At 65.1% G+C, this 24557-nt stretch carries 24 protein-coding genes and 2 pseudogenes; 15 read left to right on the top strand and 11 right to left on the bottom strand.

Features of this window, described 5'->3' with window-relative positions; translation table 11 throughout:
• The coding region (locus VGH54_RS15150; protein WP_331512894.1) for a glycerate kinase at positions 1-219 on the bottom strand (219 nt) is incomplete at its 3' end.
• A 104-nt stretch (positions 220-323) separates the two neighbouring features.
• Here VGH54_RS15150 and VGH54_RS15155 point away from each other — a divergent pair.
• Genes VGH54_RS15155 through VGH54_RS15170 form a run of 4 tightly spaced genes read left to right on the top strand, consistent with a single transcriptional unit; the run spans position 324 to position 3346 of the window.
• Positions 324-995 (top strand): DUF3043 domain-containing protein, encoded by a 672-nt coding sequence (locus VGH54_RS15155; protein ID WP_414688720.1) that lies wholly within the window; start codon positions 324-326, stop codon positions 993-995.
• Positions 996-1023: 28 nt separating this feature from the next.
• Complete coding sequence (locus VGH54_RS15160; RefSeq protein WP_331512865.1) at positions 1024-1560, top strand: bifunctional adenosylcobinamide kinase/adenosylcobinamide-phosphate guanylyltransferase; 537 nt, start codon at positions 1024-1026, stop codon at positions 1558-1560.
• Entirely contained in the window at positions 1557-2609 is a 1053-nt protein-coding gene (cobT, locus tag VGH54_RS15165) for a nicotinate-nucleotide--dimethylbenzimidazole phosphoribosyltransferase (RefSeq protein ID WP_331512866.1), read from the top strand. Before VGH54_RS15160 ends, cobT begins: the two co-directional genes overlap by 4 nt.
• On the top strand, positions 2606-3346 hold the full coding sequence (locus VGH54_RS15170) for an adenosylcobinamide-GDP ribazoletransferase (RefSeq protein WP_331512867.1): 741 nt from the start codon (positions 2606-2608) through the stop codon (positions 3344-3346). The genes cobT and VGH54_RS15170 overlap by 4 nt, the downstream gene beginning before the upstream one ends.
• Here VGH54_RS15170 and VGH54_RS15175 read toward each other — a convergent pair whose 3' ends face one another.
• The 3 genes from VGH54_RS15175 to gcvT form a co-directional block, all read right to left on the bottom strand.
• Positions 3347-4963 (bottom strand): hypothetical protein, encoded by a 1617-nt coding sequence (locus VGH54_RS15175; RefSeq protein WP_331512868.1) that lies wholly within the window; start codon positions 4961-4963, stop codon positions 3347-3349. It abuts the gene before it with no gap.
• A gap of 190 nt (positions 4964-5153) precedes the next feature.
• On the bottom strand, positions 5154-6260 hold the full coding sequence (locus tag VGH54_RS15180) for a branched-chain amino acid aminotransferase (protein WP_331512869.1): 1107 nt from the start codon (positions 6258-6260) through the stop codon (positions 5154-5156).
• A gap of 22 nt (positions 6261-6282) precedes the next feature.
• Positions 6283-7380, bottom strand: a complete 1098-nt coding sequence (gcvT, locus tag VGH54_RS15185; protein ID WP_331512870.1) for a glycine cleavage system aminomethyltransferase GcvT — start codon at positions 7378-7380, stop codon at positions 6283-6285.
• 15 nt (positions 7381-7395) lie between these two features.
• Between gcvT and VGH54_RS15190 the strand changes: the two genes are divergently transcribed.
• Positions 7396-8523 carry an adenylate/guanylate cyclase domain-containing protein gene (locus VGH54_RS15190; RefSeq protein WP_331512871.1) on the top strand — a complete coding sequence of 376 codons (1128 nt, stop codon included), beginning with the start codon at positions 7396-7398 and terminating at the stop codon, positions 8521-8523.
• On the opposite strand, the gene VGH54_RS15195 is transcribed toward VGH54_RS15190, so the two are convergent.
• Positions 8496-9401 (bottom strand): hypothetical protein, encoded by a 906-nt coding sequence (locus VGH54_RS15195; RefSeq protein ID WP_331512872.1) that lies wholly within the window; start codon positions 9399-9401, stop codon positions 8496-8498. The two genes, VGH54_RS15190 and VGH54_RS15195, sit on opposite strands and share 28 nt — an antisense overlap.
• Before the next feature lie 111 nt (positions 9402-9512).
• Between VGH54_RS15195 and VGH54_RS15200 the strand changes: the two genes are divergently transcribed.
• A complete protein-coding gene (locus VGH54_RS15200; protein WP_331512873.1) occupies positions 9513-11069 on the top strand; it encodes a leucyl aminopeptidase in 1557 nt (518 codons plus the stop codon).
• A gap of 10 nt (positions 11070-11079) precedes the next feature.
• Here the strand turns inward: VGH54_RS15200 and VGH54_RS15205 are convergent, their stop codons facing one another.
• Together VGH54_RS15205 and VGH54_RS15210 are read right to left on the bottom strand one after the other, a co-directional pair.
• Positions 11080-11820, bottom strand: coding sequence for a hypothetical protein (locus VGH54_RS15205; protein ID WP_331512874.1), 741 nt, complete (start codon positions 11818-11820; stop codon positions 11080-11082).
• A 27-nt stretch (positions 11821-11847) separates the two neighbouring features.
• The gene (locus tag VGH54_RS15210) at positions 11848-12303 is read right to left on the bottom strand and encodes a hypothetical protein (RefSeq protein ID WP_331512875.1); all 456 of its coding nucleotides are present in this window, start codon (positions 12301-12303) and stop codon (positions 11848-11850) included.
• A 287-nt stretch (positions 12304-12590) separates the two neighbouring features.
• On the opposite strand from VGH54_RS15210, the gene sucB reads away from it, so the two are divergent.
• The 5 genes from sucB to VGH54_RS15235 all read left to right on the top strand — a co-directional run bounded on the left by sucB (position 12591) and on the right by VGH54_RS15235 (position 17737).
• Entirely contained in the window at positions 12591-14348 is a 1758-nt protein-coding gene (gene sucB / locus VGH54_RS15215) for a 2-oxoglutarate dehydrogenase, E2 component, dihydrolipoamide succinyltransferase (RefSeq protein WP_331512876.1), read from the top strand.
• 10 nt (positions 14349-14358) lie between these two features.
• Positions 14359-15270, top strand: coding sequence for a TIGR01777 family oxidoreductase (locus VGH54_RS15220; RefSeq protein WP_331512896.1), 912 nt, complete (start codon positions 14359-14361; stop codon positions 15268-15270).
• Positions 15271-15359: 89 nt separating this feature from the next.
• Positions 15360-16013, top strand: a complete 654-nt coding sequence (gene lipB / locus VGH54_RS15225; protein WP_414688722.1) for a lipoyl(octanoyl) transferase LipB — start codon at positions 15360-15362, stop codon at positions 16011-16013.
• A complete protein-coding gene (gene lipA, locus VGH54_RS15230) occupies positions 16010-16969 on the top strand; it encodes a lipoyl synthase (protein WP_331512878.1) in 960 nt (319 codons plus the stop codon). Before lipB ends, lipA begins: the two co-directional genes overlap by 4 nt.
• Positions 16970-16984: 15 nt before the next feature.
• Entirely contained in the window at positions 16985-17737 is a 753-nt protein-coding gene (locus tag VGH54_RS15235) for a DUF4191 domain-containing protein (RefSeq protein ID WP_331512879.1), read from the top strand.
• Here the strand turns inward: VGH54_RS15235 and VGH54_RS15240 are convergent, their stop codons facing one another.
• Positions 17738-18202, bottom strand: coding sequence for an RDD family protein (locus VGH54_RS15240; RefSeq protein WP_331512880.1), 465 nt, complete (start codon positions 18200-18202; stop codon positions 17738-17740).
• 196 nt (positions 18203-18398) lie between these two features.
• Here VGH54_RS15240 and glnA point away from each other — a divergent pair, with 196 nt between their 5' ends.
• Positions 18399-19835: a type I glutamate--ammonia ligase gene (glnA, locus tag VGH54_RS15245; protein WP_331512881.1), complete on the top strand. Its 1437-nt coding sequence runs from the start codon at positions 18399-18401 to the stop codon at positions 19833-19835.
• Positions 19836-20039: 204 nt separating this feature from the next.
• On the opposite strand, the gene VGH54_RS15250 is transcribed toward glnA, so the two are convergent.
• From VGH54_RS15250 to VGH54_RS15260, 3 genes and pseudogenes are all read right to left on the bottom strand, one after another.
• Positions 20040-20372, bottom strand: coding sequence for a hypothetical protein (locus VGH54_RS15250; RefSeq protein WP_331512882.1), 333 nt, complete (start codon positions 20370-20372; stop codon positions 20040-20042).
• Between the two features lie 382 nt (positions 20373-20754).
• On the bottom strand, positions 20755-21582 hold the full coding sequence (locus VGH54_RS15255; protein ID WP_331512883.1) for a TylF/MycF/NovP-related O-methyltransferase: 828 nt from the start codon (positions 21580-21582) through the stop codon (positions 20755-20757).
• 461 nt (positions 21583-22043) lie between these two features.
• Positions 22044-22241: pseudogene (locus VGH54_RS15260) on the bottom strand (DUF732 domain-containing protein); the annotation flags it as partial.
• 17 nt (positions 22242-22258) lie between these two features.
• Here VGH54_RS15260 and VGH54_RS15265 point away from each other — a divergent pair.
• From VGH54_RS15265 to VGH54_RS15275, 3 genes and pseudogenes are all read left to right on the top strand, one after another.
• Positions 22259-22429, top strand: a pseudogene (locus tag VGH54_RS15265) (CoA pyrophosphatase); the annotation flags it as partial.
• Positions 22430-22758: 329 nt separating this feature from the next.
• Positions 22759-22920: a hypothetical protein gene (locus VGH54_RS15270; protein WP_331512884.1), complete on the top strand. Its 162-nt coding sequence runs from the start codon at positions 22759-22761 to the stop codon at positions 22918-22920.
• On the top strand, positions 22913-24499 hold the full coding sequence (locus VGH54_RS15275; RefSeq protein WP_331512885.1) for a glycosyltransferase family 2 protein: 1587 nt from the start codon (positions 22913-22915) through the stop codon (positions 24497-24499). Before VGH54_RS15270 ends, VGH54_RS15275 begins: the two co-directional genes overlap by 8 nt.
• Positions 24500-24557 lie beyond the last annotated feature (58 nt).

Here is a 24557-nt window from a genome sequence, read left to right on the forward strand (position 1 = left end):
CCGCACGTCCTCGGACAGCGGACCACACACTTGCAGAACCCGCCGCTCCCCTACCCGGCTCGCCAGCACGTCGACGAATCCCGGGCCGCCGTCGGACTGCGGGGCGACGATCAGGTGATCGTCGGGGCGCACCCGGTTCCAACCCGCCGCGATGGCGGCGGCCGCCTCGACCGCGGTCAGGGTGTCGCCGAAGCTGTCGGGCGCGACGAGCATCCGCAATGTCGGCGTGCGGGGCGCCGACCCGGTCATCTGAGCAACAGTAAGGCCGGTCGATAGCCCCGGCCATTTTCTCCGACACATCCGCGGGAAGTAACCTGGCGAACGTGAAACTGCTGGGTCGAAAGAAAGACGAGGGCGTCACCGAAGGCCGGGACGATGCCCAGACACCGGTGGAGGCGGCCGATGCGTTCGGTGCCGCACCACGGCAGACCACCGCACCCAAGGGACGGCCCACGCCGCGACGCAACGCCGGACGCAAGGGCCCCGTCGCCCCGGCGCCGATGACCTCGTCGGAGGCGCGGGCACGGCGAAAGTCGCTGGCGGGTCCCAAGCTCAGCCGCGAGGAACGTCGCGAACAGAGTGCGGTGCGGCGCTCCCAGATGTCCGATCGGCGCGAACGCATGATGGCCGGCGACGAGCGCTACCTGCTGACCCGTGACCAGGGTCCGGTACGCCGGCACGTACGTGACATCGTCGACGCTCGCCGCAACGTGCTGGGGCTGTTCATGCCGTCGGCGCTGGCGCTGCTGTTCTTCATGTTCGCCGTGCCGCAGCTTCAGTTCTATATGTCACCGGCGATGCTGGTATTGATGGCGGTGATGGCACTCGACGGGGTCATTCTCGGCCGAAAGGTCGCCCGACGGGTAGATGAGAAGTTTCCGGACAATACCGAAAGCCATTGGAAGATAGGACTTTACGCGGCCAGCCGGGCCTCGCAGATGCGCCGGATGCGGTCACCGCGGCCCCAAGTCAAACACGGCGCCAGTGTCGATTAGACCTCACCGGAAAGCTGGCTGATCCACGGTGCGAACCCTGGTGCTCGGCGGAATCAGGTCAGGAAAGTCCCGGTGGGCGGAAGCCGCCATCGCCGAGTCACTGCAAGCGGACCAACCCGTGCAATACGTAGCGACCGGTCAGGTCGTCGACACCGACGTGGCGTGGCGGCAGCGCATCGCTGAGCATCGCGACCGCCGACCCTCGCACTGGTCCACCGTCGAAACCGACGACGTCGCGGGGCAATTGCGGCGTTCGCCGGATAACCCGACGCTGGTCGACGATATCGGCGGCTGGCTGGCCGCCACTTTGGATAGGCGCCAAGCCTGGGACGGCGGGTCGCTGTCGCCCGATCTCGACGATCTCACGGCCGCAGTCGCGGAGTTCAGCTCAACGTTGGTGCTGGTCAGCCCGGAGGTCGGGCTGACGGTCGTGGCCCCCACCGCGTCGGGCCGCCGGTTCAGCGACGAACTGGGAGTACTCAATCAGCGGTTAGCCGCGCTGTGCGAGCGGGTGGTGCTCGTGGTGGCCGGACATCCGCTGGCGGTCAAGCAGGCCGGGGCATGACGATGTTCGCGCCGGTGGCGCCTCCCGATACGGCCGCCGCGGCGGCGGCCCGTGCACGACAAGACACCCTGACCAAACCGCGCGGCGCCCTGGGCCGCCTCGAGGACCTGTCAGTCTGGGTTTCATCGTGCCAGGGACATTGCCCGCCAACACAATTCGAACGTGCCCGGATCGTGGTGTTCGCCGGGGACCATGGCGTCGCCCGGTCGGGGGTATCGGCCTACCCGCAAGAGGTCACCGGACAGATGGTGGCCAACATCGCCGCCGGCGGGGCGGCGATCAATGCGCTCGCCGACATCGCCGGAGCGACGGTGCGCGTCATCGACCTCGCCGTGGACACCGATCCGCTGTCCCCGCAGATCGGCGCCCACAAGGTGCGGCGCAGCAGCGGCGACATCACGAAAGAGGATGCGCTCACCGAGCAGGAGACACTCGACGCGATCGACGCCGGCCGCCAGATTGCCGACCAGGAGGTCGATGCCGGTGCCGACCTGCTGATCGCGGGCGACATGGGCATCGGAAACACCACCGCGGCAACAGTTCTGGTTGCCGCGGTGACGGGCGTCGAGCCGGTCGCGGCGGTCGGCTACGGAAGCGGGATTAGCGACGCCGGGTGGGCCCGTAAGACCGCGGCGGTACGCGATGCGTTGTTCCGCGCTCAGCCCGTGTTAGCCGCCCCGATCGCAACCCTGCAATGTTGCGGCGGAGCCGATTTGGCGGGGCTGGCCGGCTTCTGCGCGCAGGCCGCGATGCGGCGCACGCCGGTGTTGCTGGACGGCATGGTGGTGACGGCCGCCGCGTTGATCGCCGAGCAACTGGCGCCCGGCGCCCGGCTGTGGTGGCAGGCCGGCCACCTCTCGACCGAACCCGCGCATGCGCTCGCCCTGGCTCAGCTCGGCCTGGATCCGATCCTTGACCTCAAAATGCGGCTCGGCGAGGGCACCGGCGCGGCGGTCGCTCTGCCGGTGCTGCGAGCCGCGGTGGCCGCACTGTCGTCGATGGCGACGTTCGCCGACGCAGAAGTCACCGACCGCTCGCCGACATCGTGATCGGCTCGTTGGCAACGGCTTTCGCGTTCGAGACCGTTGTCCCGGTGCCTGGCAGATCGGACCGGCCGCTGGGCCGCGGCGCGATGACCGCGCTGCCGGTGGTCGGCGCTGTGCTGGGCGCCCTGGGCGCGGCGGTGACCTGGGCCGGCGGATTGGCGTTCGGCCCGGGCAGCGCGTTGACTGGGCTGCTCGCGGTGGCCGCACTCCTGGCGGTCACCCGCGGCCTACACATCGACGGGGTGGCCGATACCGCCGACGGCCTGGGCTGCTACGGACCGCCCGAACGCGCATGTGAGGTGATGCGCGACGGGTCGACCGGTCCGTTCGGCGTGGCGGCCGTCGTGTTGGTGATCGTCCTTCAGGGGCTGGCGTTTTCGGCGCTGTGCGCGGCCGGAATCGTGGTGGCTGTGTGCGCGGGCCGGGTAGCGGCGGTGCTGACCTGCCGCCGGACGTTGCCGGCCGCCCCTGAGAGCACGTTGGGCGCCCGAGTCGTCGGCACCCAACCGGCACCGGTGGTCGCGGCCTGGGTTGTCGTGCTGCTCGCCGCGTCGTCCGCCGCGGGTCGGCAGCCGTGGCAAGGCCCGGTCGCGGTCGTGGTCTCGCTCACCTGCGCCGCGCTGCTGGTTCGGCATTGTGTGCGTCGATTCGGCGGGGTCAACGGCGACGTACTCGGCGCCGCAATCGAATTGACCACAACGGTCACCGCCGTCGTGCTGGCCGCGCTGCTCCGGTTCTGATTATTCCATCGAGACCATCATGCTCGCCGCGTCCGGCAGCGCCGCTTTAAACGCGTTACGGCTCCCGGCATAGAGATTGAAGAAGCCCGACGCGCCGGTTGTCGAGTTGTACAGCGTCACCCATCCGCCGTAGATCTGGTCTGTGCCCTGATCGGTTTGGATGTTAGCGGTGTAGTCGACCTCCAGCAGCTGTTGAAAGTTCTTGCCCTGCAACGGCTGCGGCTGCGCCGGGCGCTGCTGCACGTTGGTCAGTCCGGCGCTCTGAATATTCTGGTTGATCAGTGACGCCGATTCTTGCACGATGTCGGACGCGTCCGCGCCACCCACTACAACGAACAGGGCCGCGCTTTGGTCGCTATTGAAGAGATCGGCGGACTGCTGGCCTTGATGGGTGACTGTCCAGCCGGGAGCCACCGTCATGTTGATTCCGTGCGTCAAGTCGATGGTTGCGGCCGCGCCAGCCGCCAGCGATGTCGTGGTCGACGCTAAAGCTACTCTGCCCCAAGGGTTCTGGTCGAGTCTGCCGACCCAAGGGGGGATGGACCGGGCCGCCGCGGCAGAGTGCGGCGCGATCCGTCCGCTGCCGTCCTCTCCCGGCGGCGCGGGGCGCGTGGAGGGACCGCGCAGTGCCACCGCCACGCTGACGACCGCAGCGATCACCACGACCGCCATAACGATCGCGGCCACCAAGCCGGCATGCAACCGATGCTCCACCCCAGCGACTTCCCTAGCCTCCGCATCCTCGCCCGTGTCGGCAAGCAACGCCGCATGCAACGCATTACGAGCCGCAACCAACCCCGCCGCCGCCAATACAAACGCCGCCAACGCGGTCAATACAATCCCGCGTGTCCCATATGGGTGCAACACTGTGGTCGCCGACTCGTAGGCCACCACCAATACCAATCCCTCGATCACTCCCGTGACTGGGTTGACGCCCAACCGGCGCAAACCCAACACACCGACCGTCCCCGCCGTCGCCAGCACAATCGGCTGCAAAAAGCCCAACGTCAGCGCGATAAATGCCACATGCGCCGGGTCACCTGCCGTCACCTGCACGTGGGTGAACGCTCCATGCTGGACGACCACACTCAGCCCCAACGACAGGGCTGCACCACTGAGCGAACCAGCCACCACGAGATCTAGCGGATGCCGGAACGACGGGCGCGCGCTGATTACCAGCGGGGCAATCACTACCGCCACGAACGCCGCCACCGGAACCAGCAGACCCAACTCGAGGATCCGCGGCACCGACGGTAGGTGATAGTGGGTCGAGCCCGCCGTCACCAAATGAATGAAATGAGTCTGCAGCAGGCCGACCCCAACACCGAGTAGCAGTGAAAGCCCAAACGCCACAACGATCACCGTGATCGGCTCGTCATGCCACAACCGGTGATCGTGAATGTAGACCAGCACCGCCGCCGGCAACGCCACCGCCGTCAACACCAACGCCACCGGCAGGGACCCGAACCCCGCTGCGATCAACGCCGCCAACAACGCCAGCGCGATGACATCGCGATACACATGTTGACGCTCAGGACGCAGATGCGGCAATAGCGTTCCCAGCACCGCGACGGGACGACGTGAACCTTCAGGCGTCGGGCTGCTCGGGCTGACCATTCCTACCTCCTGCGATAATTGGCGAGCCGCTTGACGTGTTTGTAGCGTCCAAGAGCGGGATTCGCGCGCTGAAGCCTACGGCCAGACGTGACGCAATACGCACAAATCACATCATCAATCGAGTTTTGTGGCTCTTGGCGAATGCAGGTTCAACAGTTTCGCCTGGAACGAGGAGTCGACGAAGTAACCGTCAACCCAGCCGCGACATCCAGCCGTGGGTGTCGGCGAAGGTGCCGCGCTGAATTCCGGTGAGGGTGTCGCGCAGCGCCATCGTCACCTCGCCGGATTCGCCGTCCCCGATCGTGAATTCGGTGTCGCCGTATTTCACCTGCGAGACCGGCGTGATGACCGCGGCGGTGCCGCACGCGAACACCTCGGTGATCTCACCGGCTGCGGCCTTCTTCTGCCACTCGTCGAGGTCGATCTTGCGTTCCTCGACGGCGAACCCCGCGTCGGTTGCCAACTGCAGCAGTGAGTCTCGGGTGATACCCGGCAGAAGCGAACCGGATAGTTCCGGGGTGACCAAGCGGGCCGATCCCCCGCTGCCGAACACGAAAAAGAGGTTCATTCCGCCCATCTCTTCGATGTAGCGGCGTTCCACGGCGTCCAGCCAAACCACCTGCTCGCACCCGTTCTCGGCGGCCTCTGCCTGCGCGACCAGCGAGGCGGCATAGTTGCCGCCGAACTTCGCCGCGCCGGTACCACCCGGGCTGGCCCGCACGTAATCCGTTGAGATCCAGACAGTTACGGGCTTGATGCCGTTCTTGAAGTACGCTCCCGCCGGGGACCCGATCACCAGATAGCGATATTGCTTTGCCGGCCGCACGCCCAGCCCCGGCTCGGTGGCAAACACGAACGGGCGCAAATACAACGACTCCTCGCCGCCGGCCGGCGGCACCCAGTCATTGTCAACGGCGATCAGTTGGCGCAGCGATTCGATGAACAGCTCCTCGGGCACTTCGGGAATCGCGATCCGGCGCGCGGAGGACTGCATCCGTGCGGCGTTGGCTTCGGCGCGAAACGACACGATCGACCCGTCCGCCCAGCGATAGGCCTTGAGTCCTTCGAAGATTTCCTGGGCGTAGTGCAGCACGATCGCCGAAGGATCCAATTCGATCGGACCGTATGCGCAGACCTGCGCATTGTGCCAACCCTGGCCGTCGGTGTAGTCGATCGAGACCATGTGGTCGGTGTGATATTTCCCGAAGCCGGGATCGGCCAGAATCGCCTGGCGCGCGTCGTCACTAGCCGGGTTTGCGGTGCGTGACACCGTGAACTCGAGGACGTCGCTGGTCATCAGGCGATTGTATAACCGGGCGCTATCGAGTTTTTGGATCGACGAACGGTGGGCGCACCACTTCGCATTCGACGCCGCGGCCGCGGACGTCGACAGTGACGTGCTGGCCGTCCTCGACACCCGCGTCGACATCGATCAGCGCCAGCGCGATACCGACTTTCAGCGTCGGCGAAAACGTGCCCGACGTGGTGACGCCGACCGTGGTGTCGCCGTCGAGAACGGTCAGGTCCGGCCGCAGCACACCGCGTCCCACCGCGCGCAGACCCCGCAGCAGCCGCCGCGGACCCGCCTCTTTTTCGGCCAGCAGGGCGTCGCGGCCGAAGAACGCGTCCTTCTTCCAGCCAATCGCCCAGCCGCAGCGGGCCTGCAGCGGCGAGATTTCGGCGGAGAGTTCGTGGCCGTGCAGCGGATAGCCCATCTCGGTGCGCAGCGTGTCACGCGCCCCCAGACCGGCCAGCTGGCCGTCCGCGCGGGTTACCGCGGCCAGCAGCGCGTCGAACACCACTCCGGCGGAGTCCCAGGGTGGTAGCAGCTCGTAGCCGTGCTCACCGGTGTATCCGCTGCGGCACACCCGCACCGGCACGCCGTCCAGCGCCGCGTCGGCGTAGCCCATGTAGTCCATCTCGGTTGGCAGGCCGAGTTCGGTGAGCACCTCGGTCGACCGGGGGCCCTGCACGGCGAGCACCGCGTAGGACCGATGCTCGTCGGTGATGCTCAGCCCCTCGGGCGCAGCATCTTTCAGCGCGGCAACGACGGCAGCGGTATTGGCGGCGTTGGGCACCAGGAACATTTCGTCGGGACCGACGTAGTAGGCGATCAGATCATCGATCACGCCACCAGACTCGTTGCAGCACAATGTGTATTGCGCTTTGCCCGGCTGAATTCGATTGAGGTCGTTGGTCAGAGTGGAGTTGACGAACTGCGCCGCGCCGGGCCCGCGCACCAACGCCTTGCCCAGGTGACTGACATCGAACAGGCCAACGGCATTGCGCGTCGCAGTGTGCTCTGCGACGGTGCCGGCGTATGACACTGGCATCAGCCATCCGCCGAACTCGGCGAAGCTCGCGCCGTTCGCGCGATGACGGTCGTCGAGCGGTCCGTGCAACAGGTCATCACTCATAGGCATTTCACCCTAATGCGAGCCGCGACTGGCACACTTGGCCAGGTGGTCGATTCCCTGGACTTCGACGCGCTGCAGGCGGCCGGGATCGCCGATCCACGCTCGCGGGCAGGGCTGCTCGAATATCTGGCGGGCCTCGGTTTCACGGTCGACGAGATGGCCGAGGCCGAGCGCAACGGCCGCCTCTTCGGACTGGCCGGTGACGTCCTGCTGCGGTCGGGCCCCCAGGTCTATACCCTGCGGAGCGCCGCCGAGGCGATCGGTGTCGACTTGGCGGGTGTCGAACACGGCTGGGCGATGCTCGGCCTGACCGTCGCAGATCCGGATACCCCGGCGTTGAGTCAGGCCGATGTCGACGGCTTGGCGACCTGGGTGGCGATGAGGATGCAGATGGGCCCCGACGCCGCGGACGGTTTCTTACGGGTCCTCGGAGCCAGCGTCGCCCGGGTGGCAGAGGCCATCTCGTCGATGATCCGCACAAGTCAGCCCAAAATGTGGCTCGGCCTGACCGGCGACGAACTCACCACCGCGCAGGTCTACCGCGGGGCCGCAGAGTTCGTCCCCCGCCTGGGGGCAATGATCGACGCCGTCCACCGCCAGCATCTGGTCAGCACTCGAACGTTCATCGAGGGCGTCGTCAGCGGCCCGTCGGCAAGCCTGTTGTGCGGCGTCGGGTTTGCCGACCTGTCCGGCTTCACAGCACTTACCCAACTGCTCACACCCGCGGAGTTGTCGACAATGCTCACCGAGTTCGGCGCCACGGTCAGCGACGTGGTGCATGCCGACGGCGGCCGAGTGGTGAAGTTCCTCGGCGACGCGGTGATGTGGGTGAGCTCGAGCCCGGAACGGCTGGCCGAGGCGGCGCTGCACCTCGTCGACCATCCACGGGCGCGTGAGGCCGGGCTGCAAGTCCGCGCCGGCCTGGGTTACGGACCCATCCTGGCCTTGGGCGGTGATTACTTCGGCAACGCGGTCAACCTGGCCGCCCGGCTGGTGGCCGCGGCCGCGCCGGGACAGATCCTGGCCGCCGAGGAGATCTACGAGCTACTGCCGCAGTGGCCCGCTGTCGTCCAGGAACCCTTGCAGCTCAAGGGTTTCGACGCTCCGGTGATCGCCTACGAGCTGGGCCGGGCAGAGGCCTGACCCGACTGCTCAGCGTCGACGTCCGCAACCTCGACACCGGTCTGCAACGACAACGCCGCGCTTTGCACCAGCAGCACGGCAGCGAAGACGGCCACCCACAACCATGCCTCGCCCGCCGCGAGATGTGCGGCGGGATTGCGCACCGGTAGCGCCGTGACGGCCCGTACGACCGCGGAGATCACAACGCCAACCGTGACGTACGGCAAGGCGGTGCGGAGTTTTTGCACACGAGCGCCCGAACGCGTTTCGGACGATCGTTCTTTGCGTCCGGCAAGCCATACCGCCGCGGCGACGACGAGGACCGCCAGCGCGATCGGGACCGAGAGGTTGTTAGCGTCGTCCCACAACGGCTGGAGCGGCTGTCGTGTCGTCGGGTCGGCCAGCGCCAGGGCCAGGTCCGAGATCGTCGCCTCGATGAAGAACACCGCGATCGGCGGAACCAGCACCGCGACAATGAATACGCAGTGTTTCGCGAGCGTCCCCGCCGAACCCGACACGAACTGGACGACCGCGTACAGCAACATATAGACAGACGCCACAAAGGAAATGCCGCCGAGCAATTCTGCCGACGCGGCCCGGCCCTCGGTGAGCGAGCAGCCGTTTTCGCCGGCCAGCAGGCTGTATTGGATCGCCGCCAAGAACAGACCCAAAAACGCGTTCAGCAGGGCGACGCCGGTCAGCGTCTCGTGCTCGACCTCATGCGCCGCCCGCGCCTTGCCATCGCCGCGACGTCGATAGGCGCGGTCGAGCACCAGGTTGATGACGACAAACGCGAAGCCAGCGAGGACACCGGAAAACTGTGCGTAGTTCCTGGCCACGATCGAGATGTCGAAGCCGGTCCACAGCACGCAGGAATCGGCGATTTGACCTGTTGGCATCGGCGAAATAGTAGCCGCACCAACCGCTTGAACAGGGCTAAGACACGAACGAGGCGGGCGTCCGCATCATCGCTAGGCATCCCAAACCCGCGATCGTTAGGGTTGACGTTTGTGAGCACGCAACCCGGTTACCTGGCCCCCGCTGTCTCGGTCGCCTCTTCGCTGCCCCGCCGCGGCGTCAAATCGGTGGTGTTGGTCATTCCTGTGGTGTCGTCAGGTCCCGAGGACGTCAACGACGAGCCGGGCGCTGCGGTCGTCGCTGCCGAACCGTTTCTGTCGACAGATGCGGTGACCGAGATCGAGGAAGGCTTGCGCGCACTGAACGCCACTGGCGCCGCCGAGCAGGTCCACCGGCTGGTGGTGAAGTCGCTACCAGTGGCCAGCGTGCTGACGGTCGGCGTGGGCAAGCCGCGCGACGAGTGGCCGGCGGACGAGATCCGCCGCGCGGCCGGCTCGGCGGCGCGGGCGCTCAGTGGCGCCGAGACCGCGATCACCACCTTGGCCGCACTGCCGGGCGACGGGGTCCTGGAAGCGGCAGTCGAGGGGCTGGTGCTGGGCAGCTACCGCTTCACCGAGTTCCGCACCGACAAGACGGCCCCGAAAGATCCGGGGCTGCGCACGATCACCGTGCTGTCCAGCAACAAGGCCGCCAAGGCGCAAGCCGCTCATGCGAGCGCGGTGGCGACGGCCGTCGCCACCGCCCGTGACCTCGTCAACACCCCGCCCAGCCATCTGTTTCCAGCCGAATTCGCAAAGCGGGCAAAGGCTTTGGGTGAATCAGTCGGACTCGAGGTCGAAGTTCTCGACGACAAGGCGTTACTGAAGCACGGCTACGGCGGCGTCATCGGCGTCGGCAAGGGTTCGTCACGGCTACCACGGCTGGTGCGGTTGGCCCACCACGGTTCGCGACTGGCCAAAAAGCCGAAGCAGGCCAAGAAAGTCGCCCTGGTCGGCAAGGGCGTCACGTTCGACACCGGCGGCATATCGATCAAGCCCGCGGCGTCGATGCATTACATGACCTCCGACATGGGCGGCGCCGCGGCGGTGATCGCGACCGTGGCACTGGCCGCGCAACTGGAACTGCCGATCGACGTGATCGCCACCGTGCCGATGGCCGAGAACATGCCGTCGTCGACGGCCCAGCGCCCCGGCGATGTGCTGACCCAGTACGGCGGCACGACCGTCGAAGTGCTCAACACCGATGCCGAGGGCCGTCTGATCCTGGCCGACGCGATTGTTCGCGCATGCGAGGACAACCCCGACTATCTGATCGAGACGTCGACGCTGACCGGCGCGCAGACGGTGGCGCTGGGCTCGCGCACGCCGGGGGTGATGGGTAGCGACGAGTTCCGCGACCGGGTGGCGACGATCTCGCAGCAGGTGGGCGAGAACGGCTGGCCGATGCCGTTGCCGGACGAGCTGAAGGACGACCTGAAGTCGACGGTCGCCGACCTGGCCAACGTCAGCGGCCAACGGTTCGCCGGAATGCTGGTGGCAGGGGTGTTTTTGCGCGAGTTCGTCACCGACGGGGTCAACTGGGCGCACATCGATGTCGCGGCGCCGGCCTACAACACCGGTGGCCCTTGGGGTTACACGCCTAAAGGCGCCACAGGCGTGCCGACTCGCACCATCTTCGCGGTGCTGGAAGACATCGCGGCGAACGGCTAGCCGCGACAGGCTAGTGATGCAGCGCCGACCCCTGAAACCATCTGACCTTTTGCAGCCAAGACCGCGCAGAGGTCAGGGCGAAAGCGGCGCCGCATGAGCAACAGCAGAACCAGACCAGCCCGGCGCTGATTGTGCCCTGCAGCGGAGGGACCAACGCGGTGGTCATCCGCGCCGCGCACGCGGCGATGCCGCTGCCCGAGGCGAACAGATAGAGATTGGCAATGTTGCGCGACCGCGGGTCCTTCCGCAGCACCAGCAGGGCACGCGAGCCGAAAATCAGCAGGTAGGCCAGGGTTCCCGTGAGCAATACCCAGTACACGGACAGCCAGAAGTCGGTGGGTAGCGCGAAGAAATCGCGTGCATAGGTCTTGCTGCCAGCGCTCATGTTGAAGGCTGCCAGCAACAGCGGTATGCACAACGTCGCCGGCCGCTCTACCCATTGTTTGAACGACCTCTGCATCGCGTCGTCATCTTCAAGCCGACCGACCACGTTGTAGACGATCGCGGAGGCCGCGACGATGTAGCAGTCGTGCCCGATGTAGTTCTGCAGATTCCACTCGCCGGTGATTTTGTGGAGGGCAACTCCGAGCGTCTCAGCCGACGTCGGCGATATCAGTGCGACCGCGGAGCCCTGCAGAGCGATGTTGAGCGTCGCGGCGACCTCCCACCGGCAGTGCCAGGTGACTCGCCGGATCCAGAGGCTCCAGCCGATGGATGCGAGGGTGATGATGATGAGTGCGCTAAGTGCCACAGCAGGACCCCCTACAGAGCTGAATATTTACAGCGGAGGGGCGTCCGAGCGCGGGCGCCACTCCGCGATCTTTGTCGGTTGCTGAAGGGTCTTCACGCTGCCGGCGGTCGCCACGGCATGCATCGTGCTGCTGCCACGGATCTCTTCAGCCAGCGCAGTGACCTCTTCTGGTTCGATGAACCGGTAGCGCGTCAGCAACTCGGCGCGGTTGATGCCAAGGTTGGCCGCAGCAACCCGCAGGTTGTCCGCGGTGATCAGGGTCCCCTTGTCCAACTGGTCGTAGTAAGTGGAACGCGGGAGCTCCATCGCCGTCCAGATCTCTTCCCTGCTCAGGGAGCGACCGGCCAGGTAGGAGAGCACGGTGGCAAGTTCCTTGCCGCTGTCATCGGGATACACGAGGAACAAGATATCCAGTTTTTCGGCTTTTTGAACTCCGAAACGCCTTAAATATCGCTTGCCTTGGGCTTTTGGAATGCCACGCATCTTTTTGTTTGGATTTTAAGTCCAACTTATTGGACGTTCTGGCTACGTGGTGTGTGCCGCGGTCTCCGTTCGGCAGAGAGCTGGCTCACATCGTCGACCGGTCGCCGTTTCGCCGCTGCCCGCCACGGCTGAAGCCAGTTGCCACCGGCTTGCCCTGGGTGTGTGCCGACCGCGCCGCAGTGACAGGATGGTTGCGGTAATCAGGGATGCAGCTTCGGTACACCACGCTGTGGTAAGCCAGAGGCCGACACGTGCCCACCGACCGATCGATCGAGGAGTCGACAGCGATGGCCTTCTCAGTTCAGATGCCGGCACTCGGCGAAAGCGTGACTGAGGGGACCGTCACTCGCTGGCTCAAGCAAGAAGGCGACACCGTCGAGCTCGACGAGCCTTTGCTGGAAGTGTCCACCGATAAGGTCGACACCGAGATTCCTTCGCCCGCAGCGGGAGTGCTGACCAAGATCGTCGCCCAAGAAGACGACACCGTCGAGATCGGTGGCGAACTGGCCGTCATCGGCGACTCGGCGGAGGCCACCCAGGGCGCCGAGCAACCCGCCGAACCGCCGCCCGCGCAGGCAGCACCAGAACCACAGCCGGAGGCGGCCGCCCCTCCCGCACCCGAACCACAGCCGCAGGCGCCCGCGGCGCCGGGCGCGAGTGCACCGAGTGCGTCGGGAGACTCTCAGCCGGTGCTGATGCCCGAACTCGGCGAGTCCGTCACCGAAGGCACCGTCACTCGCTGGCTGAAGAAGGTCGGCGACGCGGTCGAAGTGGACGAGCCCCTCGTCGAGGTTTCCACCGACAAGGTCGACACCGAGATCCCGTCGCCGGTCGCGGGGACGCTGATCAGCATCACCGCCGAAGAGGACGTCACGGTTTCGGTCGGCGGCGAGCTGGCCCGAATCGGCACCGGCGGCACCACCGCCGCACCCGCGCCACCGGCTCCCTCCGCGCCGCCGACTCCTGCCACACCACCAGCCCCGCCCGCACAGCCGCCGGCCGCGCCCGCGCCCAAACCCGAGCCGGCTCCCGCACCCCAAGCAGCACCCGCGCCGGCCGCCGACGCGGCTCCGGCGGCCGGTTCGAGCAGCGCTCCGTACGTCACTCCCCTGGTGCGAAAGCTGGCCGCCGAGAACAACATTGACCTCAGCTCGCTGAACGGAACCGGAGTGGGTGGCCGCATCCGCAAGCAGGATGTGTTGTCGGCCGCTCAGCAGAAGGAAGAAGCGGCCAAGGCGCCAGCGCCGGCGTCCGCGGCTCCCGCCCAGGCCCCGGCTGCCCCGAAGCCGAGCGCTCCGACACCCGCGCCCGCGCTGGCACATCTGCGCGGAACCACGCAGAAGGCCAGCCGGATCCGGCAGATCACGGCGAAGAAGACCCGCGAATCGCTGCAAGCCACCGCGCAGCTCACCCAGATCCATGAGGCCGACATGACCCGGATCGTGGCGCTGCGAGACAAAGCCAAGGCCGGGTTCGCTGAGCGCGAGGGCGTGAACCTGACCTACCTGCCGTTCATCGCACGCGCCGTGATCGATGCGCTCAAAGCACATCCAAACGTCAACGCCAGCTACAACGAGGACACCAAGGAGATCACCTACTACGACGCCGAGCATCTCGGCTTCGCGGTCGACACCGAGCAGGGGCTGCTTTCTCCGGTCATCCACAACGCCGGGGACCTGTCGCTGGCCGGGTTGGCGCGCGCGATCGCCGACATCGCCGCCCGCGCCCGCTCGGGTGACCTCAGGCCCGACGAACTGTCCGGCGGAACCTTCACAATCACCAACATCGGCAGTCAGGGCGCGCTGATGGACACCCCAATCCTGGTCCCGCCGCAGGCCGCGATGCTGGGCACCGGGGCCATCGTCAAACGACCCCGCGTCGTCGTCGACGAAACCGGCAACGAATCGATCGGCGTGCGGTCGATCTGCTACCTCCCGCTCACCTACGACCACCGACTGATCGACGGCGCCGATGCCGGACGGTTCGTGACCTCGATCAGACACCGGCTCGAAGAAGGTGCGTTCGAGGCTGACCTGGGACTCTAGGAGGGCTTGAATCGTGACCGCTACCGTCGCGATCGCAGGCTCGTCCGGGCTGATCGGGTCGGCTCTGGTCACGGCACTGCGCACCGCAGACCACCACGTGTTGCGGATCGTTCGTCGAGCACCGGCGAACGCCAACGAGCTGCACTGGGATCCGGACGGCGGCGAATTCGACGCCGGTGCGTTGCAGGGCGTCGACGCCGTGGTCAACCTGTGCGGCATCAGCATCGGGCAGCGACGGTGGTCGGGGGCGTTCAAGCAGACCCTGCGCGACAGCCGGATCACCCCGACCGAAGTGCTGGCCACCGCCGTCGCCGACGCGGGCGTGGGCGTGCTGGTCAACGCCAGCGCGGTCGGCTACTACGGCGACACCAAGGACCGGGTGGTCGACGAAACCTCCTCGCCCGGAACAGGTTTCCTGGCCCGGCTGTGCGTGGACTGGGAGGCGGTCACCGCGCCGGCCCGTTACGCCGGCACGCGCGTGGTGCTGGCCCGAACCGGCGTGGTGCTGGCCGCGTCCGGCGGTGCGCTACGCCAGTTGCGGCCGCTGTTCTCGGTGGGCCTCGGAGCCCGACTGGGCAACGGCCGCCAATACATGTCGTGGATCAGCCTGGAGGATCAGGTGCGGGCCCTGCGCTTCGTCATCGACGACAACAGGCTGTCCGGGCCGGTCAATCTGACCGGCCCGGCGCCGGTCACCAATGCCGAATTCACCGCGGCGCTGGGCCGGGCGGTCAGCCGGTCCACCCCGCTGGTGATGCCGGGGTTCGCAGTGCGAGCTGCGCTCGGCGAATTCGCCGACGAGACGCTGCTGAGTGGGCAGCGCGCGATCCCCGCTGCGCTGGAGCGGGCCGGCTTCGAGTTTGAGCACAAGACCGTCGGCGAAGCTCTGCGCTACGCCACCGCGACGCGCGACGTCGCATAGCCGCTGTCAGGTTGTCGCCAGGTTGGAGTTGTAGCCTCTGGGCCGTGAGTTCGATCCGCTCGAGCACGGCCCCGATCGACATCCGTCAGATGGAGGTCGTGGACTACCGCGTCGCCTGGCAGCTGCAGCGGGAGTTGGCCGAGGCCCGTGCCTCCGGCGGCAGCGACAAGTTGCTCCTGCTCGAACACCCGTCGGTCTATACGGCCGGCCGGCGCACGGCGCCTCCCGAGCGGCCGGCCGACGGCACGCCCGTCGTCGACACCGACCGCGGCGGCAAGATCACCTGGCACGGGCCGGGGCAGCTGGTCGGCTACCCCATCATCGGGCTGGCCGAGCCGCTCGACGTGGTCAATTACGTTCGGCGCATCGAGGAATCGCTGATCAAGGTGTGCACCGACATCGGTCTACCGGTAGGCCGGATCGACGGCCGCTCCGGAGTGTGGATGCCAGCCGGCGAGGGCCGACCGGCCCGCAAAGTCGCGGCCATCGGCGTACGGGTGTCGCGGGCGACGACGCTGCACGGGTTCGCGCTCAACTGCGACTGCGACCTCGGCGCGTTCGAGACGATCGTCCCGTGCGGGATCAGCGACGCCGGCGTGACATCGATCTCCGCCGAACTGGGCCACCGGGTCGGGGTCGGGGACGTCCGGTCGGCGGTCGCCGATGCGGTCTGCGACGCCCTGGATGGCCGGCTGGCAGTTAACCTGCAGCACACCGCCGCCCGCGTAGCATCGACGTCGTGACCGTTGCCCCCGAAGGTCGGAAGCTGCTGCGTCTGGAAGTACGCAACGCGGAAACCCCGATCGAGCGAAAGCCGCCGTGGATCAGGACGCGGCTGCGGATGGGCCCGGAATACACGGAGCTGAAGAAACTGGTGCGCCGCGAGGGCCTGCACACCGTGTGCGAGGAAGCCGGCTGCCCCAACATCTACGAGTGCTGGGAAGACCGCGAGGCCACCTTCCTGATCGGCGGCGAGGTGTGCAGCCGCCGCTGCGACTTCTGCCAGATCGACACGGGCAAGCCCGCGCCGCTCGACCGCGACGAACCACGCCGGGTCGCCGAAAGCGTGCAGGCGATGAGCCTGCGGTACTCCACGGTCACCGGCGTGGCCCGCGACGACCTGCCCGACGGCGGCGCCTGGCTGTACTCGCAGACCGTGCGCGCCATCAAAGAGCTCAACCCGTCCACCGGTGTCGAGCTGTTGATCCCCGACTTCAACGGCGACGCAGACCAGCTCCGGCAGGTCTTCGAGTCCCGGCCCGAAGTGCTGGCCCACAACCTCGAGACCGTGCCGCGGATCTTCAAGCGCATTCGTCCGGCCTTCTCCTACCAGCGCAGCCTCGACGTGCTCACCGCGGCAAGGGGTTTCGGGCTGGTCACCAAGAGCAACCTTATCCTCGGGATGGGCGAGACGCCCGAGGAGGTGCGCGCGGCGCTGACCGACCTGCACGTGTCCGGATGCGACATCGTCACCATCACCCAGTACCTGCGCCCATCCGCGCGGCACCATCCGGTCGAGCGCTGGGTCCACCCCGACGAATTCGCAGAGTTCGCGGACTACGCCGAGCAACTGGGATTCGCCGGAGTGCTGGCCGGTCCGCTGGTGCGTTCGTCGTATCGGGCCGGACGGCTCTACCAGCAGGCCAGGCTGCAGCGCCACGAGGCGCCCACCGCGCAGCCGGGTGGAGCCCGGCTTTAAGTATTCTTGGCAATTATGGCCAAACCCCGCGATGCCAAGGCGAACAAGGCTGCCCGAGCCGAGGCGAAAGCCACCCGCAAGGCGGCCGCCAAAGAACGCCGTAGCCAGCTCTGGCAGGCGTTCAACATTCAGCGTCAAGAGGACAAGCGACTGCTGCCCTACATGATCGGCGCGTTCGTGCTGATCGTGGCCATCGCCGTGGCGATCGGGGTGTGGTCCGGCGGATTTGCCCTGATATCGATGCCTGCGCTCGGAGTCGTCCTGGGCGCGTTGGTGGCGTTCATCATCTTCGGCCGGCGCGCGCAGCGATCGGTGTACAGCAAGGCCGACGGCCAAACCGGGGCCGCGGCCTGGGCGCTGGACAACCTGCGCGGCAAGTGGCGCGTCACCACCGGGGTCGCGGCCACCGGCCATTTCGACGCCGTGCACCGGGTGCTCGGCCGGCCCGGCGTCATCCTGGTCGGCGAGGGATCGGCGACCCGGGTCAAGCCCCTACTTGCCCAGGAGAAGAAGCGCACCGCGCGATTGGTCGGCGATGTCCCGATCTACGACCTCGTCGTCGGCAACGGCGACGGCGAGGTTCCGCTGGCCAAGCTGGAGCGCCACCTCACCAAGCTGCCGGCCAACATCACCGTCAAGCAGATGGATTCGCTGGAGTCACGGCTGAGCGCACTGGGTTCGCGGGCCGGAACCGCCGCGCTGCCAAAGGGCCCGATGCCCGGCAATGCCAAGATGCGCGGCGTCCAGCGCACCGTGCGCCGCCGCTAGTCAGCGCCGTACGACCGCGGTGCCGGTCACACGATCCTGGATGCCCCGCCCGTCGACGTCGACGAACAACGCGGGTATGACGAACGCGATCAACGACCCGCGCGCCGCGGCCCGGCCCAGTCCGACGTGCAGCCGCCCGTCGACGGATGCCACCCGCAGGCCCAGCGCCAGCTGGCCCGGGGTGAACTCGAACAACCGAACGGCCACAATTCCGAGCACCAGCCAGATCAGCAGGACCGCCGTCGACAGCATGCGCAACGGGATCAGCCCGAGCGTCATCCCGAGGGCGGCCAAACCGTATGCGAGCAACCAATCGACCAGCAGCGCGACCAGTCGGCGGCCCATGCGGGCCAACGAACCCGGACCGTGTTCGGGCAGACCGAGCGGCTCGCCCGGATACCCCTGAGGCTCTTCCGATCCGATGGGTTCCCGATCGGATGGCGGGGGGCGGTTGCTGCGGGTCATCACCTCACAATAGGGTCAGTTCTGGCCAGACTCAGGGACAGCACGTGGTGCCACGTAACGTCGACGTAACACGGGGTTTGACTCAGGCGGCACCGCGTCCATAGCGTCTGACCGGGCAACCCGTTACGCCCGCATAACGGGATGCTCATCAGCGACCACAGTGGTTCCAAGCTTCGCAGCAAAGGAGAGCGCCTCGGTGTCCGAAAATACGGCCGACGACATTTTCAAACTGGCCAAGGACGAGCATGTTGAATTCGTCGACGTGCGGTTCTGTGACCTGCCAGGCATCATGCAGCACTTCACAATTCCGATTTCGTTCTTCGACGAGAGCGTGTTCGAGGATGGGCTGGCCTTCGACGGCTCGTCGATTCGAGGGTTCCAGTCAATCCATGAGTCCGACATGTTGCTTCTCCCCGACCCCGACACGGCGCAAATCGACCTGTTCACCCAAGCCAGGACGCTGAACCTCAACTTCTTCGTGCACGACCCGTTCACCCTCGAGCCGTACTCGCGTGACCCGCGCAACGTCGCTCGCAAGGCGGAGAACTATTTGATTAGCACCGGCATCGCGGACACCGCGTACTTCGGCGCCGAGGCCGAGTTCTACATCTTCGACTCGGTGAGCTTCGACTCGCGCACCAACGGCTCGTTCTACGAGGTGGACGCGATCTCCGGTTGGTGGAACACCGGCGAGCCCACCGAGAACGACGGCAGCCCGAACCGCGGGTACAAGGTGCGTCCCAAGGGCGGTTACTTCCCCGTCGCTCCCGTCGACCATTACGTCGACCTGCGCGCCAAGATGCTGCAGAACCTGATCAAGGCCGGTTTCAGTCTGGAGAAGGGCCACCACGAGGTGGGCAGTGGCGGCCAGGCCGAGATCAACTACAAGTTCAACACCCTGTTGCACGCGGCCGACGATATGCAGCTGTACAAGTACATCGTCAAGCAGACCGCGTGGCAGGACGGCAAGACCGTGACGTTCATGCCCAAGCCGCTGTTCGGCGACAACGGCTCGGGTATGCACACCCACCAGTCGTTGTGGAAAGACGGCGGCCCGTTGATGTACGACGAGACGGGTTACGCCGGCTTGTCCGACACCGCGCGCCACTACATCGGTGGCTTGTTGCACCACGCGCCGTCGCTGCTGGCCTTCACCAACCCGACGGTGAACTCCTACAAGCGTCTGGTCCCCGGTTTCGAGGCTCCGATCAACCTGGTCTACAGCCAGCGCAACCGGTCGGCGTGTGTGCGCATCCCGATCACCGGCACCAACCCGAAGGCCAAGCGGTTGGAGTTCCGTTGCCCCGACTCGTCGGGTAACCCGTACCTGGCGTTCGCGGCCATGTTGATGGCCGGCCTGGACGGCATCAAGAAGAAGATCGAGCCGCAGACGCCGGTCGACAAGGACCTCTACGAGCTGCCGCCGGAAGAGGCTGCGAACATCCCGCAGGCCCCGACCCAGCTGTCAGCGGTGATCGACCGGTTGGAAGAGGACCACGAATACCTCACCGAGGGAGGCGTTTTCACGTCCGACCTGATCGAGACGTGGATCAACTTCAAGCGCGACAACGAGATCCTGCCGGTTCAGATCCGGCCGCACCCGTACGAGTTCGCGCTCTACTACGACGTGTAGGCCAGTTACGCTCTGACGTGCACTTTCCTTGCGCCGCAAGGGTGTCAGTACAGCAACAGGATGCCGCAGGATAAAAAGAGGCACCCCCGCCGTGACGCGGGGGTGTCTCTTTTTAGTGTAGGAACAAACCGTGTCGGCGTTGCCGTGCTCGTCACGGATCGTTCTGTGCCACAAAGTCCTGCACGGTGCCGCGTCGGCTGCGCGTCATCGTTCGCCTCCCATCCTCGCTGCGAGCATTCTTTTCGTCATCGGCCGCGCACGACCCTGTACGTCTCGACTGACCAGTACCGTCGCGAAGTCGAGAACACCATCGGCGGCAAGCCGTTTCACTGCCCGACGGATCGACTCGACTAGTGACACATCGGGCTCGCGACCCGCTGGTGTCATCGCTTCGGCGAGTTCGAACATCGTTAAGTATGTGTCGCCATCGTCGTCGTGTGGCTTCGCGTGGTGATCCTCCAGCAGCTCAATCACTTTGGTTGCACGACCCCATAACCCCGCGACATAAGTGTTGAGTTCAGCGATGGACGACGCCAATGGCCAACACTTAAATCGGGGAGGTCATGGGGACGGTGATTCACCCCCTGTATTTACAGATGTATTGACACGCAACAGCTTTCGGAGAACCCACGTAGGGATCGTGAATAGACAGCATCTACGAACCGTGTCAACATTTGTCATCGCCGCCACGACGGAAGGAACACGATGAAAAAATACAAGCCCAGCCCCAACCGGCTGCACTTCGGGCTCAGCGACGAATGCGTGATGCTCCGTCTCAGCAGTGACGTACGCGCGCCGACTTGGCGGAAACGAAACTTATGGCGGTGTCCATTATCGGCTGAACCAGGAACGCGGGCCGGCGCGGAATCATCCATGCGTTGAAGACTGCGGCAGGCGGGCAGCAGATTGGTGAGTAGATTTATTGTATCGGCTTGTGGTCGACACGCCAGTAAACACCCCATCCGTCAATCGGCAGTATGGGCGATGTGATTCCGTAACGTTCACGGAAATCGTTGACGGCCTTCGCACAAGCCGGCAGGAAATAATCGTCCACTATCAGGAAGCCGCCAAACGACACCTTGTGATAGAGCGCGTCCAATGCTTCAATCGTTGATTCATACATATCGCCGTCAAGCCGCAATACAGCTAACTGGTCGATCGGCGCATCCGGCAATGTATCCTTGAACCAGCCCTCGAGGAAAACCACCCGTTCGTCCAGTAATCCGAAACGGCGGAAATTATCCTCAACGTCGGCACGTGATACCTGGAGCTGAGTATGGGTGTGATGCCGATCGCCCGCATCGGCGGGAAAGTTCTCGACGTCCGGCGGCGGAAGTCCGGCAAAGCTGTCAGCAACGAAGACACGTCGGATGGTATCGCCGTAGGCTTCCAGAATTGCCCTCATGAGAATACAGGCGCCGCCTCGCCAGACGCCGGTCTCGATGAAGTCGCCGTCGACGCCATCCAGCAGCACCGTCTCGCAGGCGTAGCGCAGGTTTCGCATGCGAACGCCTCCGATCATGGTGAAGGAAAGTGAAGGCCAGTCCCTCCCCAGGAGACGTCGGTTCGGATCGAACGTGCCGTCCGACCAGGGGTCGCAGGGCGTATCTTCGAAAAGCATGCCGGTCAGCGACGCCTCGAGGAGATTGAGGTACCGCTGGACCAATCTGCCGCGGCCGAATCCTTGGTTTGTCGTCGCCTGTCGAGGTACCAGCGTGATGGCTGGTTGCCGGTCCGCGTAATCCACGTGGGGCTCCCTGTTCAGTGTTAAGTGCCCGTTTCGGCAAGGGCGAGGTTGTGGTCCACGTGGACGCCGATGACCGTCGGTTTTGTCATCGACGGGGTCGCCGTTGCGCATCTGCTCCCGGAAGTTCGGGATTCGGGGTCTCCAGGTCAGAGCGCTAACCGGTGTCTTCGGACCGAGCCGCGATGTCTTGATCGCGCGTTCCAAAGTTGTCATAGACGTCCACCAGCTCGATGGGCAAGCATTCGAAATCGTACGCGTGTCGCGGATCCCGCTGACGAGCGAGGCCTGGAGTCGGGCATCTTGTTCGCGGACTATCGCGAACTTGTCGATCGCTGCGTGGAGCTCTGCGCCGACAAACGCGCTCGCCGACAGCTCGGCGAGCGTTTGCGCTGTACTGCGACGTGTGATCGCCGTTGTTGTTGCAGGCCATCTGATTTCAGCTGGTGCTGTAAGCCCAAGCGTCATACGCGCCGGGCACGGGGCCACAGGTCGTTATATGCGGCCAGCACGAAATGACCCGCTTGGGCGGTGGTCAGCTGTGGATAGTCGCGCACGAGGCCCGCGGCCACCTGAGTGCCCTGGGGGTGCTGATTCCACAGTTGCCAGCACACGTTGTAGCCGTCGCCCAGCATCGCTGGATCCGTTCCGGTGACGCCCGCCGCCCGTACTGCGGGTGATGACCGTCCCCTACGACGAGGCGCTGCGCGAGCGGATCCGGGACCGCCTGGCCGGTCACGACCGTCGCGTCGTGGCCGACCCGACGAAGCGGCACGCGGCCGTGGCGGTCCCGCTCGTCGATTCGGAGGGCGGCGAGGACCGGATCGACCCGGCGCCGGTCGACGATTTCTACGCCCTCGGTGGCCCCGGCTATGCATGCCCCCCAGCGTGACTTCCAGAGGTCGCCGGCGAGACAGTATGTTCCGACAGCCCCCACCACAATTGTGAGGATGCACTGGATCTGAGCGATGAAGGGTATGTAACCCGATGTCAGCGTTACTCTATTGACATTCTGCCAATTGTCCGGGTCCGCGCGGCGATTGACCCCGCTCAACCAGGAGAGATGCAGTGCACTCACCATCAGGGCTGTGGCTATTCGAAAGTGCCACCTGGTCCCGTAGCGCGACGCAGTGTGGCCGACGCGACGCGCTGCTGAAGCATGATTGTGAGGCACTGCTAATGCGTGCTCGAGCGCAGGACTTGCGCATCGGCACCCTGGTCGCTGAGAACAACAGCTTCCGTCAAGTTCTCAGTGATGTGCAGTCGGCGCATTACGAATTGAAGCTGCAGGCGCAGAAGCGAGCTCCGCTGCTGCAAGAACTGAGCAGTGCATATGACTGACATCGAACGACCCAAGGGGTCGACCAACCATCCGCTCATCCCGCTGTCGGACGAGAACATCGCCGTCGCCGAGGATATGGACGTCAATCCCGCCACTACACCCGCGTCAGAAGCATCTCAAAGAATACCGTGCATGAGCCCCGCCGCCGCCGAGGAATACATCGCCAGCCTCTACGCCACCATCCTGAAGCGAGATCCCAGACCGGATGAGTTCGCTAACTGGGTCGCCAACGCCGCGGCCTTGCCACCCGAGCAAGTCTATTTCGCCTTCGTCAAATCGAAAGAGTACAAGCTTCAGCAGGAACAGTCGGTGCCGACCACTGCCATGGATCAATCAGCTCTCGGGCCCGCCGCGATTCAGCCATTTGCCGCTTTGTTGGATGATAAGGACGGCAGGAAAATCTCCATCGAGGCGGAAGCCCGGAAGAATGAAGAAGTCGCGCAGCTGAAGCATGATTGTGAGGCACTGCTAATGCGTGCTCGAGCGCAGGACTTGCGCATCGGCACCCTGGTCGCTGAGAACAACAGCTTCCGTCAAGTTCTCAGTGATGTGCAGTTGGCACATTACGAATTGAAGCTGCAGGCGCAGAAGCGAGCTCCCCTGCTGCAAGAACTGGAAGCCCGGAAGAAAGAAGAAGTGATAATCCGTCGTGAGCGCAAAGGGTTGCGGATTGCTTACGTGACCGTTGTGCGCAATGAGCAAGAACGCATTCATCACCAGCTCAATTACTATTACCTGATTGGCGTTCGTGATTTCTTTCTCTGCGATCATGGCTCAACGGATGGCACCGCGGCCTTGATCGAGCGATTTCGCTTGGAGAACCCCGATGCTAATGTCGTATGCATCTTCGATCCTACGCCGGGTCACTATCAGGGCGTGCGCATGACGGTGCTGGCAGACCTGGCGTACAGTTACGGCTGCGACTGGATTCTCGCTCTGGATGCTGATGAGATTTTGTTGTCTCGCGACGGATTGCCCGATCTGAAGGCGTTCATTGCCCATGAGGAATTGCGGAACAAGCAGTATGGGCATGTCCTCTTGCCGCTCGTGAATTATCTTCCGACGACCAAAGACCCGGTTAAGGAATCGAATCCATTCCTGAGACTGAAATTTCGGGAAAACGACGATTGTCAGGCCGAGATATGGTGGCCGCCAAAGGTTTTCGCGAAGTGGCGTCGCGGTATGTTTATCGGCGAAGGCAACCACGAAATAATCGGACTGACTGAAAGAATCGACCTGCTTGAAAATCCGCTCTATCTGGCGCATTTCCCGTACTCAACGATGGATCAAGTAGTGGCGAAGGTCGTGAAAGGTGGACGCTCGTTCGAGCATGCGCCTGAGCTCGGCCCGCTGATTGGATGGCATTGGAAAGAGGCCTACGAGCAATATCAATTGAAGGGTGAGCAGGCGATCTACGATTGGTTTGATGGCTGGCACCGCGATGCCGGCCAATTGAGCTTTCATCCGCTCGAGGCGGCATGGTTCAAACCTGCTCGCCAAAAGAGCACGCAACCAGATCAGAATTTCGTGGAGTCGGCAAATGTCCTTAATTGCGCGCCAGGCGCTAACCTTCGCTAATACCCTCATGTTTTCACGCGCACGTCTTGCAGCCAGGCAGGCGATACCATTGATGGTG

Origin of the sequence: Mycobacterium sp. (assembly GCF_036488105.1) — a bacterium.
GTDB lineage: Bacteria > Actinomycetota > Actinomycetes > Mycobacteriales > Mycobacteriaceae > Mycobacterium.

Coding starts and splice junctions, on each gene's coding strand:
- VGH54_RS15195 (WP_331512872.1), bottom strand. CDS start 9,401: ATGCCAACAGGTCAAATCGCCGATTCCTGCGTGCTGTGGACCGGCTTC.
- VGH54_RS15190 (WP_331512871.1), top strand. CDS start 7,396: ATGCGAGCCGCGACTGGCACACTTGGCCAGGTGGTCGATTCCCTGGAC.
- gcvT (WP_331512870.1), bottom strand. CDS start 7,380: ATGAGTGATGACCTGTTGCACGGACCGCTCGACGACCGTCATCGCGCG.
- VGH54_RS15180 (WP_331512869.1), bottom strand. CDS start 6,260: ATGACCAGCGACGTCCTCGAGTTCACGGTGTCACGCACCGCAAACCCG.
- VGH54_RS15235 (WP_331512879.1), top strand. CDS start 16,985: ATGGCCAAACCCCGCGATGCCAAGGCGAACAAGGCTGCCCGAGCCGAG.
- VGH54_RS15275 (WP_331512885.1), top strand. CDS start 22,913: ATGACTGACATCGAACGACCCAAGGGGTCGACCAACCATCCGCTCATC.
- sucB (WP_331512876.1), top strand. CDS start 12,591: ATGGCCTTCTCAGTTCAGATGCCGGCACTCGGCGAAAGCGTGACTGAG.
- VGH54_RS15210 (WP_331512875.1), bottom strand. CDS start 12,303: ATGCGTGGCATTCCAAAAGCCCAAGGCAAGCGATATTTAAGGCGTTTC.
- lipB (WP_414688722.1), top strand. CDS start 15,360: ATGGAGGTCGTGGACTACCGCGTCGCCTGGCAGCTGCAGCGGGAGTTG.
- VGH54_RS15270 (WP_331512884.1), top strand. CDS start 22,759: ATGCGTGCTCGAGCGCAGGACTTGCGCATCGGCACCCTGGTCGCTGAG.
- VGH54_RS15175 (WP_331512868.1), bottom strand. CDS start 4,963: ATGGTCAGCCCGAGCAGCCCGACGCCTGAAGGTTCACGTCGTCCCGTC.
- VGH54_RS15240 (WP_331512880.1), bottom strand. CDS start 18,202: ATGACCCGCAGCAACCGCCCCCCGCCATCCGATCGGGAACCCATCGGA.
- cobT (WP_331512866.1), top strand. CDS start 1,557: ATGACGATGTTCGCGCCGGTGGCGCCTCCCGATACGGCCGCCGCGGCG.